Genomic DNA, 14,785 nt, shown 5'->3' on the forward strand with positions numbered 1-14,785 from the left:
TCAGTCCGGCGCGCGCCCCAGCACGACCCGCGCGAAGAACCCCGCCAACACCGATTCGGCCACGTCGGCCGAAACATGCTGCGGATCGGCCGTGTAGTACGACTGCACGCCGTCGCACAGGCACATCAGCCCGAACGCGAGCGTCTCGGCCGGCAGCAACAGCGGCGTGCCCGCGCGCTCGGCGAAGCGCTGGATGAACTCGGCCATCTGCAGCCGCTTGCCGTGCAGGAACTGGTTGAAGCGCACGCGAAACTTCGCGTCGCGCGCCGCCTGCAGCTTCGCCTCGCCCCACAGCAGCGAATATTCGTCGTCGCGAAACAGCGTCCGGTAGTACGCGAGCGCCATCGACTCCATTTGCTCGCGCGGCCCGCCCACCTCGAAGATCGCCTCGAAATCGGCCCGCACCGAATCATGGTCGCGCTCGAGCAGTTCGAGCAGCAGTTCCGACTTGCTGCGGAAATTCGAATAAAACGCGCCGCGCGTATAGCCGGCCGCCGCCGCGATGTCCTCGACGCTCGCGGCGACATAGCCTTTCTTCAGAAAAATCCGATGCGCGGCATTCAGCAGACGTTCGCGCGTCTGGTCCCTGCTCTGCTCGCGAGTTAAGCGCTGTGGTTTCATGGCGCGCAGTCTAGCACCAACTCCCTTTCAGATTCATCTTTGCATTCAGATACAGGTGTGTATTAGAATCCGCCACAGTTTCCGAACGACCTCGTTCGACTGTTTCGTGCGCGCCGGGCCGGCGCCACTCGGGGCAAGCGCCCGCCGCGCTTGCCGGCTTCGTTCCGTTCTCACCTCATCTGGGGGTTTCGTGAATCGCTCCGGTTCCCGCGCCGTGCTGCTGATCGGCACCGCGCTCGTCCTCGCCGCCTGCCACCCGAAGGAAGCCGCGCCGCCCGCGCCGCGCCCGGTCGTCGCGCTGCCCGCGCACGCCGACGGCGCCGCGGCGGCCGCCACGCTGCCCGGCGAGATCCAGCCGCGTTACGCGACGCCGCTGTCGTTCCGCATCGCGGGCAAGATCGTCGAACGCAAGGTGCGGCTTGGCGACACCGTCAAGGCCGGCCAGGTCGTCGCGCTGCTCGATCCGTCCGACGTCGAGAAGAACGCCGCGAGCGCGCAGGCGCAGCTCGATGCCGCATCGCACGGCCTCGCGTTCGCGAAGCAGCAGCTCGACCGCGATCGTGCACAGGCGCGCGAGAACCTGATCGCGACCGCGCAACTCGAACAGACCGAGAACAGCTACACGTCCGCGCTCGCGCAGCGCGACCAGGCGCAGCAGCAGCTCGCGCTCGCGAAGAACCAGCTCCGCTATGCGACGCTCGTCGCGGACCACGCGGGCACCATCACCGCCGAACAGGCCGACACCGGCCAGAACGTATCGGCCGGCCAGGCCGTCTACCAGCTTGCGTGGTCGGGCGACGTCGATGTCGTCAGCGACGTGCCCGAGGCCGCGCTCGCGTCGCTCGCGCCCGGGCACGCGGCGAGCGTCACGTTGCCGTCGCTGCCGGGCCGCCGGTTCGACGCGATGGTGCGCGAAATCGCGCCGGCCGCCGATCCGCAAAGCCGCACCTACCGCGTGAAGCTCACGCTCGCCGCGCCCGATCCGGCCGTGCGCCTCGGGATGACCGCGAACGTCGCTTTCGACGGCGCGCCGCTTGCCGGCAACGCGCCGAGCATCACGCTGCCCGCGACCGCGTTGTTCCACGACGGCCCGCATCCGGCCGTGTGGGTCGTGCGCACGAAGGACGACACGCTGGAACTGCGCCGCGTCGACGTCGCGCGCTTCAACGAACGCACCGTCACCGTATCGAGCGGCCTGCAGCCTGGCGAGCGCGTCGTGCTGCAAGGCGTGCATACGGTCAGCGCGGGCGAGAAGGTGCGGCCGATCGCACCGCTGCATGCGGAGGACTTCGCGTCATGAGCGGCCCCCGCGAAGAAGGCCGGTTCAATCTGTCGGCATGGGCGCTGCGCCACCAGGCGCTGGTCGTCTACCTGATCGCACTCGCGACGCTCGCGGGCATCCTCGCGTACACGCGGCTCGCGCAATCCGAAGACCCGCCGTTCACGTTCCGCGTGATGGTGATCCGCACGTTCTGGCCCGGCGCGAGCGCGCGCCAGGTGCAGGAGCAGGTGACCGACCGGATCGGCCGCAAGCTGCAGGAAACGCCGGCCATCGATTTCCTGCGCAGCTATTCACGGCCCGGCGAATCGCTGATCTTCTTCACGATGAAGGATTCGGCGCCCGTGAAGGACGTGCCCGAGACCTGGTACCAGATCCGCAAGAAGGTCGGTGACATCGGCTACACGCTGCCGCCCGGCGTTCAGGGTCCGTTCTTCAACGACGAGTTCGGCGACGTCTACACCAACATCTGGACGCTCGAAGGCGACGGCTTCACGCCCGCGCAACTCCACGACTACGCGGACCAGTTGCGCACGGTGCTGCTGCGCGTGCCGGGCGTCGGCAAGGTCGACTACTTCGGCGACCCCGACCAGCGGATCTTCATCGAGGCCGACAACACGCAGCTCACGCGCCTCGGCATCTCGCCGCAGCAGCTCGGGCAGGCGATCAACGCGCAGAACGACATCTCGTCGGCCGGCGTGCTCACGACCGCCGACGATCGCGTGTTCGTGCGGCCGAGCGGCCAGTTCGACAACGTCGCCGCGATCGCCGACACGCTGATCCGCATCAACGGCCGCACGTTCCGGCTCGGCGATCTCGCCACCGTGAAGCGCGGCTACGACGATCCGCCCGTCACGCAGATGCGCACCCAAGGCCATGCCGTGCTCGGCATCGGCGTGACGATGCAGCCGGGCGGCGACGTGATCCGGCTCGGCAAGGCGCTCGACGCCGAATCGAAGAACCTGCAGGCGCAGTTGCCGGCCGGGCTCAAGCTGACGCTGGTGTCGAGCATGCCGCATGCGGTGTCGCATTCGGTCGACGACTTCCTCGAAGCCGTCGCCGAAGCGATTGCGATCGTGCTGGTCGTGAGCCTCGTGTCGCTCGGCCTGCGCACCGGGATGGTCGTCGTGATCTCGATTCCGGTCGTGCTCGCCGTCACGGCCCTGTTCATGTACCTGTTCGACATCGGGCTGCACAAGGTGTCGCTCGGCACGCTGGTGCTCGCGCTCGGGCTGCTCGTCGACGACGCCATCATCGCGGTCGAGATGATGGCCGTGAAGCTCGAACAGGGCTACAGCCGCGCGCGCGCCGCCGCGTTCGCGTACACGAGCACCGCGTTCCCGATGCTGACGGGCACGCTCGTCACGGTGTCGGGCTTCCTGCCGATCGCGCTCGCGAAATCGAGCACCGGCGAGTACACGCGCTCGATCTTCGAGGTGTCGGCGATCGCGCTGATCGCGTCGTGGTTCGCGGCCGTCGTGCTGATTCCGCTGCTCGGCTATCACCTGCTGCCCGAGCGCAAGAAGCACGCGCACGAAGCGCACCTGCCGGACGATCACGAGCACGACATCTACGACACGCGCTTCTACACGCGCCTGCGCGGCTGGATCGACTGGTGCATCGAGCGCCGCTTCGTCGTGCTGCTGATCACCGGCGCCCTCTTCGTCGTCGCGCTGATGGGTTTCTCGCTCGTGCCGCAGCAGTTCTTCCCGAGCTCCGATCGCCCCGAGCTGCTCGTCGACCTGCGGCTGCCCGAAGGTGCGTCGTTCGCCGCGACGCTGCGCGAGACCGAACGCCTCGAGAAGGTGCTCGACAAGCGGCCCGAGATCGACCATTCGGTGAATTTCGTCGGCAGCGGCGCGCCGCGCTTCTACCTGCCGCTGGACCAGCAACTGCAATTGCCGAACTTCGCGCAGTTCGTCGTCACCGCGAAATCCGTCGAGGATCGCGAGAAGCTCGCGGCCTGGCTCGAAACCACGCTGCGCGACCGCTTCCCGGCCGTGCGCTGGCGCCTGTCGCGGCTCGAGAACGGGCCGCCGGTCGGCTACCCCGTGCAGTTCCGCGTGAGCGGCGACGACATCGCGACGGTGCGCTCGATCGCCGAGAAGGTCGCGGCGACGATGCGCGGCGACGCACGCACGATGAACGTGCAGTTCGACTGGGATGAGCCGGCCGAGCGCTCGGTGCGCTTCGAGCTCGATCAGAAGAAGGCGCGCGCGCTGAACGTCACGTCGCAGGACGTGTCGAGCTTCCTCGCGATGACGCTGTCCGGCACGACCGTCACGCAGTATCGCGAACGCGACAAGCTGATCGCGGTCGACCTGCGTGCGCCGCGCCCCGATCGCGTCGATCCCGCGAAGCTCGCGGGCCTGGCGATGCCGACGCCGAACGGCCCCGTGCCGCTCGGCTCGCTCGGCCGCTTCACGCCGGCGCTCGAATACGGCGTGGTGTGGGAGCGCGATCGCCAGCCGACCATCACCGTGCAGTCCGACGTGCGCGCCGGCGCGCAGGGCATCGATGTCACGCATGCGATCGACGGCAAGCTGAATGCGTTGCGCGCGCAACTGCCGGTCGGCTACCAGATCAACATCGGCGGGTCGGTCGAGGAAAGCGCGAAGGCGCAGACGTCGATCAACGCGCAGATGCCGCTGATGGCGATCGCCGTGTTCACGCTGCTGATGATCCAGCTGCAGAGCTTCTCGCGCGTGCTGATGGTCGTGCTGACCGCACCGCTCGGGCTGATCGGCGTGGTCGGCACGCTGCTGCTGTTCGGGCAGCCGTTCGGCTTCGTCGCGATGCTCGGCGTGATCGCGATGTTCGGGATCATCATGCGCAACTCGGTGATTCTCGTCGACCAGATCGAGCAGGACATCGCGGCCGGCCACGGCCGCTTCGACGCGATCGTCGGCGCGACCGTGCGGCGCTTCCGCCCGATTACGCTGACGGCCGCGGCCGCCGTGCTCGCGCTGATCCCGCTGTTGCGCTCGAACTTCTTCGGGCCGATGGCGACCGCGCTGATGGGCGGGATCACGAGCGCGACCGTGCTGACGCTGTTCTACCTGCCCGCGCTGTACGCCGCGTGGTTCCGCGTGAAGCGCGACGAACGCGACCCGCGCGACGGCCCGCCACACGACGGCTCGCCTGCCGCCCCGTCGGGAGCCTGATCATGGAACTGTCGATGAACCTGAAAACGAAGGCCGCGCGGGCGCTCGCGGCCGTGAGCCTCGCCGGCCCGCTCGCCGGCTGCGCATGGTTCGCGCCGAGCGGCGAGCCGCCCGCGATGCCGTCGCCCGCGCATTACGGCGCCGCGCCGCAAGTGCAGCAGACCGTCGCCGCGCAAGGCGTCGCGCAGCAGTTCGAGGTCGGCGCGCAGCCCGTGCCCGACTGGTGGACGCAGTACCGCTCCGATGCGCTGAACGCGCTCGTCGACGAAGGGCTGCGCAACAGCCCGACGCTCAGCGCGGCTTCGCATTCGCTGGATGCCGCGCGCGAGCAGTTGCGCGGGCAGATCGGCAGCTCGATGCTGCCGTCGATCGATGCGGGCGCCCAGGCCACGCGCCAGCGCGCACTCGGCGTGCCGATCCCCGCGCTCGGCGCGCCGACGCTGCTGTACGACACGTTCGTCGGGCAATTGCAGGCGAGCTACACGATCGACCTGTTCGGCGTGTCGCGCTTCGCGAACCGCGCGCTCGCGAAGCGCGTCGACGTCAGCGCGTTCCAGCTCGAATCGGCGCGTCGGGCACTCGCCGCGAACATCGTCACCGCGTCGATTACGGTGTCGGTGCTCAACGCGCAGATCGCGACGACCGAACGGCTCGTCGCGCTCGCGAACGACCAGGCGCACGACGCGCAACGCCGCTACGCGCTCGGCTCGGCGTCGCACAGCGACGCGCTGAACGCACGGCAAAGCGCGGACACCTTCGCCGCGAGCCTGCCCGCGCTGCGCCAGCAGCGCGACTCGGCGCGCCACGCGCTGGCGGTGCTGGTCGGCCGCACACCCGACCGGCCACCCGCCGACCTCACGCTCGCCGACCTGCACCTGCCCACGCAGGTGCCCGTGGTCGTGCCGTCCGACCTGCTGCAAAGCCGCCCCGACATCCAGGCCGCCGACGCGGGGCTGAAGGCGGCCGCCGCCGAAGTCGGCGTCGCGACCGCGCAGTTGTTCCCGCAGCTGTCGCTGTCGGCAGCCATGGGCAAAGGCGGCTTCAGCTGGCCGACGATGCTGTCGGGCGCCGGCGCGATCTGGAACGTCGGGGCGTCGCTGAGCCAGCCGCTGTTTCACGGCGGCGCGCTGCTCGCGCAGCGGCGTGCGGCGAAGGCCACTTACGAAGCCGCGGTCGACCAGTACAGGCAGACCGTGCTGAGCGCGTTCCAGAACGTCGCCGATTCGCTCGCCGCGCTCGAGCACGACGCGGAGGCGCTCGATGCGTCGTCGCGGGCCGCGCTGTCCGCGCGCGGCGCGTACGACGACGCGGCCGCCCGCGTGCGGCTCGGCGCGTTGCCGCCGTCGGCGGCGCGCGCGAGCGAGCTGCAGTACCGCAATGCGCGGCTCGACGAGTTTCGCGCGACCGGCGCACGCTTCGCGGATACCGCGCGGCTCTATCAGGCGATGGGTACGCCGCCGGTCGAGCCGACCGGCAACGCAGCGACGGCCAGGAACGTCGGCAACGCGGATCAAGGCGCTCCCGCCGCCCAGGCACGCGCGGCCGCGCCCGACGCACCGCCGTCACCGCAATAACGCACCCTTGCCCCGGACGGGCGGCGCGCGGGACCACCCCGCGCGCCGTTCCGCGATCTTCCGCTTGACCCTCACGTAGCGTAACGTTCGAGACTCCAGCGTGCGCACCGAACGGAGGACACCATGCGGCTGAAAGTGGGAGAACTGGCGAAACGCAGCGGCCTGACCGTCCGCACGCTTCATCACTATCACGCGATCGGCCTCCTGACGCCTTCGGCGCGTGCCGACAACGGCTACCGGCTGTACGACCGCGACGACATCGCCCGGCTCCACCAGATCCAGGCCCTGCGTCGCTTCGGACTGTCGCTCGCCGAAATCGGCGACTACCTGAACCAGCCCGGCACCCCGCTCGTCGAGCTCGTCGCGAAGCAGATCGCGTCGCTCGATCACCAGCTCGCGCAGGCCGCGCAGCTGCGCGAGCGGCTCGTGCACCTGCACGCGCAACTCGCCGCGGGCACCGAGCCGGAACTGGCCGATTGGCTCACCACACTGGAGTTGATGACCGTGTACGACAAATATTTTTCCGAGGAAGAACTCGCGCGTCTGCCGATGTACCGCAAGAGCCAGGCGGGCGACGCCGAATGGATCGCGCTCGTCACCGACGTGCGTGCGCTGCACGACGCGGGCGTGCCGCCCGAGGACGAGCGCGTGCGTGCGCTCGCCGGCCGCTGGATGGCGCTGCTCGTGCGCGACACGAACAACGATCCGCGGCTGCTCGCGAAGCTGAACCTGATGCACGAGCGCGAACCGGCGATGCAGTCGAAACTCGGCATCTCGACCGTGCTGCGCGACTATGTGCTGCGCGCGTCCTCGGAAACGAAGATGCGGATCTTCGAGAAGTATCTCGCCCCGGACGAGATCCGCTTCATGCGCGCGCACTTCAGCGAACACGCGATGGAATGGCCGCAACTGATGGGCGACGTGCGCGATGCGATCGATACGGGCGCACGGCCCGATTCACCGGAAGGCCGCGCGCTCGCGCAACGCTGGCTCGGCCTGTTCCGCAGCTATGCGGGCAGCGACCCGGCCACGCACGCGAAATTCCGGCACGCGATGATGACCGAGCCGGCGCTGACGAAGGATTCGTGGGTCGACGACACGCTGCTCGGTTTCATCCGCGAGGCGATGGCGCAGTTGGCGCCGGCGCGTTGACGGTGTAGCCCCCGCGGGCTGTGCGTGGTGGTTTCACGCGCCGCCCGCGCGAGCGGTCCGGCTTCCGCTCACCGCTCGCGCACGCCGAGCCCGAGCGCCTTCATCCGTCGGTACAGCGTGCGCTCGCTCAACCCGACGTGCTCGGCCAGCTGCTTGCGCGTACCGTCGAACGTGCGTGCAATCCGCACGAGTTCCGCGTCCGACACGCCGCGCGTGTCCGCCGCATGCGCGTGCGGCGCGGCCGATGCCGCGACCAGCTCGGCCGGCAGATGCTCGACGCGGATCGTCCCGTCGTCCGCGAACAGGCACGCACGTTCGAGCACGTTGCGCAGCTCGCGGATGTTGCCCGGCCACGCATACGCGTCGAGGCACGCACGCGCATGCTCGCTCAGCACGAATTGCCGGGCCGCGAACGGTCGCGCGCTCGCATCGCCCGCGCCGGCACGCGCGTTCGCGATGCGCCGCAGGATCGATTCGGCCAGCAGCGCGACGTCGCCGCGCCGCTCGCGCAGCGGCGGCAGCGGAATCGGAAACGCGTTGATCCGGTAGTAGAGATCCTGCCGGAACCGGCCGTCGTCGATCATCTCGCGCAGCGGCTTGTGAGTCGCCGCGACGAGCCGGAAATCCGCGCGCAGCGCCTCGACGCCGCCGACGCGCCGGAACGTCCCCGACTCGATCAGCCGCAGCAGCTTCACCTGCATCGGCAGCGGCACGTCGCCGATCTCGTCGAGAAACAGCGTGCCGCCCTGCGCGGTCTCGACGAGGCCCGGCTTGCGCTGGTTCGCGCCGGTAAACGCCCCCTTCTCGTAGCCGAACAGTTCGCTCTCGAACAGCGTCTCGGCGATGCCCGAACAGTCGACAACCACGAACGGCCCCATCGCGCGCGCGCTCGCCTCGTGCAGCGCCCGCGCAAACAATTCCTTGCCGGTGCCCGATTCGCCGAGCAGCAGCACCGGCAGCATCGACGGCGCGACACGCTGCAGCGCGCCGAGCGCCGCATTGAACGCGTCGGCGCCGCCGACGAGCCCTTCCGCGCTCGGCTGCGCGGACGCGCTGCGCACGGTCGTCAGCCGCTCGACGTACGCGATCACGTCGCCGCGCGCATCGAAGATGGGCCGCAACTCCACATCGACGTGCTCGGGGCCGCGCGGCGTATGGTGGATGTGCAGCACGCGGTTCAGGCTGCGCGACTCGAGCGCCTGCTTCATCGGGCAATGCTCGCCGGCCTGATCGCACGGCACGTCGTAGTGATGCGAGACCTGGAAGCAGCGCCGGCCGACGTGCTCGACACCTGCCACGCCGAACTGGCGCCGGTACGCATCGTTCGCCGCGAGGATGCGGTACTCGGGATCGACGACGATCATCGGCTGCGGATCCTGCTCCAGATACGCGACGAGCGCGCGCACGTCGGGCATGACGTCGCGCGACGGCGCGGGAACGATCGGAATGGTGTCGTGCGGATTCATGAGGAGGCTCGGGTACGGATGGACAAGTCGGACTGCCAGACTAACTGCCAATTCTGCCACAACACTGCCACATATGGCAGTCGACATCGACGACGCTCCGTCCGCCCTGCCCGCGGCGCACCGCGACCGGGCCGGAAATCCGAGCCGAATCAAGTACCTGCCACATCGTCCGGCATCGCGGCTCGGACTGGCATGCTTCTTGAACATGGAATCCCGGATTGCAGATGCAGAACCCGATCGAGGAGATCCCGTGAGCCATGCCCCCCAACTGTCGGTCGAAGGCTTTTTCGACCCGGCGACCCATACCGTCAGCTACCTGTTGCTCGATACCGCGAGCCGCGCGTGCGCGCTGATCGACAGTGTGCTCGACTACGACCCCAAATCGGGCCGCACGCGCACTGCCAGCGCCGATCGGCTGATCGCCCGCGTCGCCGAACTTGGCGCGACCGTGCACTGGCTGCTGGAAACGCACGTGCATGCCGACCATCTGTCGGCCGCGCCGTACCTGAAGGCGCATGTCGGCGGGCAGATCGCGATCGGCTCGCACGTCCGCCGCGTGCAGCACGTGTTCGGCACGCTGTTCAATGCCGGCCCGGGCTTCGCGCGGGACGGCAGCCAGTTCGACCGCCTGCTCGATGACGGCGACACGCTCGCGCTCGGCGCGCTGACGATCCGCGCGCTGCACACGCCGGGCCACACGCCCGCATGCCTGACGTACTGCGTCGACGACGCGACGCAGCGTGCCGCGTTCGTCGGCGACACGCTGTTCATGCCCGACTACGGCACCGCCCGCTGCGACTTTCCGGGCGGCGACGCACGCACGCTGTACCGCTCGATCGCGCGCGTGCTCGCCCTGCCGCCCGACACGCGCCTGTACCTGTGCCACGACTACCAGCCGGGCGGCCGCGACGTGCAGTTCGTGACGACCGTGGCCGAGCAGCGCCGCGCGAACGTGCACGTGAAGGACGGCGTGACCGAGGACGATTTCGTCGCCATGCGCACCGCACGCGATGCGACGCTCGACATGCCCGTGCTGATGCTGCCGTCCGTGCAGGTCAACATGCGCGCCGGCCACCTGCCCGAGCCCGAAAACAATGGCGTGCGTTACCTGAAGATCCCGCTCGACGCGATCTGAGCCGCCACCCCGACCGGAGAACCCCCGACATGACCATCCGCTCGCTAACCGACCTGCTGTCGGTCTCGCCCCAGATCGCCGCGGCCGACCTGCCCGCGCTCCACGCCGCCGGCATCCGCACGATCGTCTGCAACCGCCCGGACGGCGAAGGCGCGGACCAGCCGACCGTCGCCGAAATCCGCGCCGCCGCCGCGCCGCTCGGCATCGCCGTCCATTACCTGCCCGTCGATACCGGCAAGGTCACCGACGATCAGGCCCGGCAATTCGACGCGCTCGTCGCGTCGCTCGCGGGCCCGGTACTCGCATACTGCCGCAGCGGCACGCGTTCGGCGACGCTGTGGGCGCTGTCGCAGGCCGACAGGCGTCCCGCCGGCGACATCGTCGCGATCGCCGCCGCGGCCGGCTATGATCTCGCCGCGCTCGCGCCGCGTCTCACACGAGGTTCCGCGCAAGGACTCGCGCAGGACGGCCGCCAGGCCGCGCCGGCCGTCGACGCGCGGCACGACATCGTGATCGTCGGCGCGGGCGCGGCCGGCGTCGCGGTCGCGTCGAGCCTGCTTGCGCGCGACGCATCGCTCGATATCGCGGTGATCGACCCGGCCGATACGCACTACTACCAGCCCGGCTGGACGATGGTCGGCGCAGGCGTGTTCCGGCCCGACACGACCGCGCGCCGGATCGTCGACCTGCTGCCGCGCGGCGTGAAATGGATCCAGGCCGCCGTCGCCGGCTTCGAGCCCGACACGCACACGGTGGTGCTCGACGGCTGCCGGCGCATCGGCTACCGCAAGCTGATCGTGTGCCCGGGGCTCAAGCTCGACTGGCACGCGATCGACGGCCTCGCGGAAACGCTCGGCCGCAACGGCGTCACGTCGAACTATCGCTACGACCTCGCGCCGTACACGTGGGAACTGGTGCAGGCGTTCCGCGGCGGCAATGCGCTGTTCACGCAGCCGCCGATGCCGATCAAGTGCGCGGGCGCGCCGCAGAAGGCGATGTACCTGTCGTGCGATCACTGGCGGCGCACGGGCCGCCTCGGCGCCGCGAACGTCGAGTTCCTGAATGCGGGCGCCGCGCTGTTCGGGGTCGCCGACTACGTGCCCGCGTTGATGGAGTACGTGAAAAGCTACGACATCGCGCTGTCGTTCGGCCACAACCTCGTCGCGATCGACGGGCCCGCGCGGCGCGCGACGTTCCGGCGCGCCTTGCCCGACGGCGGCACGGAAACCGTCGAGCGCGCGTTCGACATGATCCACGTCGTGCCGCCGCAGAAGGCGCCCGATTTCGTGCGCGCGAGCCCGCTCGCCGACGCGGCCGGCTGGATCGACGTCGATCCGGCGACGCTGCGGCACAAGCAGTTCGCGGACATCTTCGCGCTCGGCGACGTCACCAACACGACCAATGCGAAGACCGCCGCGGCCGCGCGCAAGCAGGCGCCCGTCGTCGCGCACAATGTGCTCGCGTCGCTGGGCCGCGCGCACGGCGACGCCGCGTACGACGGCTACGGGTCGTGCCCGCTCACCGTCGAGCGCGGCAAGATCGTGCTCGCCGAATTCCTCTACGGCGGCAAGGTCGCGCCGACCTTCCCCGCGTGGCTGATCGACGGCCGGCGTCCGTCCCGGCTCGCGTGGCTGCTCAAGGAGCGCCTGCTGCCGCCGCTCTACTGGAAGGCGATGCTCAAGGGCCGCGAATGGCTCGCGAAGCCCGCGATCGCACGTTGACCGGAACCCGATGACACCATGCTGATTTCCCTCGTACTCGGCAGCCTCGTCGGCGCCGTGCTCGGCCTCACCGGCGCGGGCGGCGGCATTCTCGCGGTACCCGCGCTCGTCGTCGGGATGGGCTGGCCGATGCAACAGGCCACGCCCGTCGCGCTCGTCGCGGTCGCGGGCAGCGCCGCGCTCGGCGCGCTCGAAGGGTTTCGTCGCGGGCTCGTGCGCTATCGCGCGGCGCTGTTGATGGCCGTGGCGGGCGTGCCGCTCACGACGCTCGGCGTAAAGCTCGCGCACGTACTGCCGCAGCGCGTGCTGCTGGCGCTGTTCGCGCTGACGATGCTGGTCGTCGCGAGCCGCCTGCTGCGGCAGGCACTGCGCCACGCCTCCGGCGACGCGGACGAATCGCGGTTGTGCGTCGGCCGCGTGAATCCCGATACGGGCCGCCTCGTGTGGTCCTGGCCGGTCGGGCTCGCGCTCGCGTCGACCGGCGCGGTGACGGGGCTGATGACGGGCTTGCTCGGCGTCGGCGGCGGCTTCGTGATCGTGCCGATGCTGCGCAAGTTCACGAACGTGTCGATGCACGGCGTCGTCGCGACGTCGCTGATGGTGATCGCGCTGGTCGGCACCGGCGGCGTGCTCGCGACGCTCGTGTCGGGCACGCGCGCGCCGCTCGACATGATGCTGTGGTTCACGGTCGCGACCGCAATTGGCATGGCGATCGGACGCAATGCGTCCCGGCACCTGTCCGCGCGGCACGTGCAGGCCGGCTTCGCTGCCGTGCTCGTCTGCGTTGCACTTGGGTTGCTGGCGAAGGCGGCGTTCGGCGCGTGAACCGGGGCGCGGGAATCGCCCTCGCGTCCTGCGCCGGAGCCGCCCCCGCCGTCGCAAAACCGCCGCGAGCCGCATGCTAGACTCCCCGCGCGCCCTTGCCCGGCGCGTCGACACCAACAAGAACAATGGAGTCCGGTCATGCACATCGGTAAACGAGGAAGCGCGGCACTTGCCGCACTGCTGTTGACGCCACTCACCGCGCTAGCCGCATCCGCCTATACGGCGACGCTGACGCTCGCCAGTCTCTCCCCGTCGGTCGGCGGAACCGACAAGGCAACGCTCAAGCTCGCCAACACCGGCACCGCGCCCGCTGCCGCCGGGCTCTTCATCGGCATGCCATCCGGTTTCAGCGCGAGCGGCCTCACCAGCACGTGTGGCGGCACGCTCACCGACGACGGCACGTCGCACATCGCGTTGTCGGGCATGACGGTGCCGGCGGGCGGCACCTGCACGCTCGGCTTCACGCTCGGTGTGCCGCCGGTCGCGGCGCTGCCGCCGGCAGGCGCGCGCAGCTTCACGATCACGGCCGATACGGCCGCAGGGTTCGCGACGCTGACGGCCGCCACCGCGCCGACGCTGTCCGGTTTCCTCGGCTCGACGCCGGGACTTTACAGCGACACGTGGTTCCCGTCGACGGTGCGCAGCGTCGGCACGCTCGACCTGTTCATCACGCCGGCAACGGACCCGGGCCCGAACTCGAACGTCTTCTGGTCGAACCAGATCGGTTCGCTCAACGGCTACACCGGCCTGCAGTCGACCGAGCTGGTGTCGGCCAGCGAAGGCGTCGGCAAGCAGTTCCTGTTCAGCCTGTGGGGCGCGACCGCCGCCAAACCCGGCACGCCCGCGAGCGCGGGCATCGGCGCGGGAAGCTATTGCACGGTCAGCGGCTCGGCGACGGACGGCAGCGCGGGCGCGCAATGCCGCTATCGCTACGAGTGGCACGCGGGCCACACGTACCGGTTCCGCATCACGCCGGACACGAGCCAGGGCCCCGGCTGGTTCAAGAGCAACGTGACCGACGTGACGAACGGTACAACCGGCGACAGCTTCGATATCGGCAGCATCTACGTCGGCACCACGCAGACGCAGGTGCCCGTCGGCTGGATCAGCCAGTGGGTCGAGTATTTCGACTGGAACTCGAGCCGCACGAGCTGCGCGTCGATCGCGCATACGGACGCGCAGTTCAGCATTCGCGCGTATGACGCGATCGGCAACGCGGTGTCGGTCCCGGCACCCTCGGTCACGGTCAACAAGTCGTGTCCGGCGAGCTATGCGAACGCGTCGCAAGCGAATGGCGTCGCCACGCTGATCGGCGGGCCGCAGCAATCGGCCGCCGGCCTCGTGAAAAGCGGCGGCGCGTGCCTGGCGGCGTCGGGCGGCCTGACCGACGGCAGCGTCGCAACGCTCGGCGCATGCCCGACGCTCGCGTCGGTGCGCGCATCCGGCGGCACGCACTTCAATCCGCAACTGTGGGTCGTGGCCGGTGACGGCACGCTGCAGTCCAAGTACAGCTACTGCCTCACCGCGCAGCCCGCCGGCTCGGCCAACGGCGCGCTGCTGCGCACCTGCGTGCCCGGCACGGCGAGCCAGCAGTGGCAGGTGAAGGCCGGCACGCTGCCGGGCACAGCGCAACTCGTGTCGCAGGCCACCGGCCGCTGCCTCGCGCCGGCCGGCGGCACACTGACCCTCCAGGCATGCACGGCGACCACCTCCGTCTGGACGACGCCAGGCAAGAGCTTCAAGTACTGACCGGCGCGCGCCACGCCCATTCATGTAAAACGCCCGGCTCGACTCGTCGTCGGCACCGGGCGTTTTTTCGTTGCGTCGGCAACCTGTGCGCAAGGAGAC

The 14,785-nt window shown here is 69.8% G+C and carries 10 protein-coding genes; 8 read left to right on the forward strand and 2 right to left on the reverse strand.

Annotated features, from left to right (window positions below; genetic code table 11):
* On the reverse strand, positions 1 to 621 hold the full coding sequence (locus ACV22W_RS29360) for a TetR/AcrR family transcriptional regulator (protein ID WP_059524255.1): 621 nt from the start codon (positions 619 to 621) through the stop codon (positions 1 to 3).
* A gap of 190 nt (positions 622 to 811) precedes the next feature.
* Here ACV22W_RS29360 and ACV22W_RS29365 point away from each other — a divergent pair, with 190 nt between their 5' ends.
* The 4 genes from ACV22W_RS29365 to ACV22W_RS29380 all read left to right on the forward strand — a co-directional run bounded on the left by ACV22W_RS29365 (position 812) and on the right by ACV22W_RS29380 (position 7,790).
* Positions 812 to 1,921: an efflux RND transporter periplasmic adaptor subunit gene (locus tag ACV22W_RS29365; protein WP_448022938.1), complete on the forward strand. Its 1,110-nt coding sequence runs from the start codon at positions 812 to 814 to the stop codon at positions 1,919 to 1,921.
* Positions 1,918 to 5,064, forward strand: a complete 3,147-nt coding sequence (locus tag ACV22W_RS29370) for an efflux RND transporter permease subunit (protein WP_448022939.1) — start codon at positions 1,918 to 1,920, stop codon at positions 5,062 to 5,064. The genes ACV22W_RS29365 and ACV22W_RS29370 overlap by 4 nt, the downstream gene beginning before the upstream one ends.
* 2 nt (positions 5,065 to 5,066) lie before the next feature.
* Entirely contained in the window at positions 5,067 to 6,638 is a 1,572-nt protein-coding gene (locus ACV22W_RS29375; RefSeq protein ID WP_448022940.1) for an efflux transporter outer membrane subunit, read from the forward strand.
* A 123-nt stretch (positions 6,639 to 6,761) separates the two neighbouring features.
* Positions 6,762 to 7,790 carry a MerR family transcriptional regulator gene (locus tag ACV22W_RS29380; protein ID WP_448022941.1) on the forward strand — a complete coding sequence of 343 codons (1,029 nt, stop codon included), beginning with the start codon at positions 6,762 to 6,764 and terminating at the stop codon, positions 7,788 to 7,790.
* Positions 7,791 to 7,858: 68 nt separating this feature from the next.
* Here the strand turns inward: ACV22W_RS29380 and ACV22W_RS29385 are convergent, their stop codons facing one another.
* The gene (locus ACV22W_RS29385) at positions 7,859 to 9,256 is read right to left on the reverse strand and encodes a sigma-54 interaction domain-containing protein (RefSeq protein WP_448022942.1); all 1,398 of its coding nucleotides are present in this window, start codon (positions 9,254 to 9,256) and stop codon (positions 7,859 to 7,861) included.
* Positions 9,257 to 9,506: 250 nt separating this feature from the next.
* Here ACV22W_RS29385 and ACV22W_RS29390 point away from each other — a divergent pair, with 250 nt between their 5' ends.
* The 4 genes from ACV22W_RS29390 to ACV22W_RS29405 all read left to right on the forward strand — a co-directional run bounded on the left by ACV22W_RS29390 (position 9,507) and on the right by ACV22W_RS29405 (position 14,686).
* On the forward strand, positions 9,507 to 10,391 hold the full coding sequence (locus ACV22W_RS29390) for an MBL fold metallo-hydrolase (RefSeq protein WP_448022943.1): 885 nt from the start codon (positions 9,507 to 9,509) through the stop codon (positions 10,389 to 10,391).
* A 29-nt stretch (positions 10,392 to 10,420) separates the two neighbouring features.
* On the forward strand, positions 10,421 to 12,112 hold the full coding sequence (locus tag ACV22W_RS29395; RefSeq protein WP_448022944.1) for a TIGR01244 family sulfur transferase: 1,692 nt from the start codon (positions 10,421 to 10,423) through the stop codon (positions 12,110 to 12,112).
* An 18-nt stretch (positions 12,113 to 12,130) separates the two neighbouring features.
* The gene (locus ACV22W_RS29400) at positions 12,131 to 12,937 is read left to right on the forward strand and encodes a sulfite exporter TauE/SafE family protein (RefSeq protein ID WP_059814425.1); all 807 of its coding nucleotides are present in this window, start codon (positions 12,131 to 12,133) and stop codon (positions 12,935 to 12,937) included.
* 138 nt (positions 12,938 to 13,075) lie between these two features.
* Positions 13,076 to 14,686, forward strand: a complete 1,611-nt coding sequence (locus tag ACV22W_RS29405) for a ricin-type beta-trefoil lectin domain protein (RefSeq protein ID WP_448022945.1) — start codon at positions 13,076 to 13,078, stop codon at positions 14,684 to 14,686.
* The last annotated feature ends 99 nt before the right edge of the window (positions 14,687 to 14,785 follow it).

The organism is Burkholderia sp. AW49-1 (assembly GCF_053427845.1).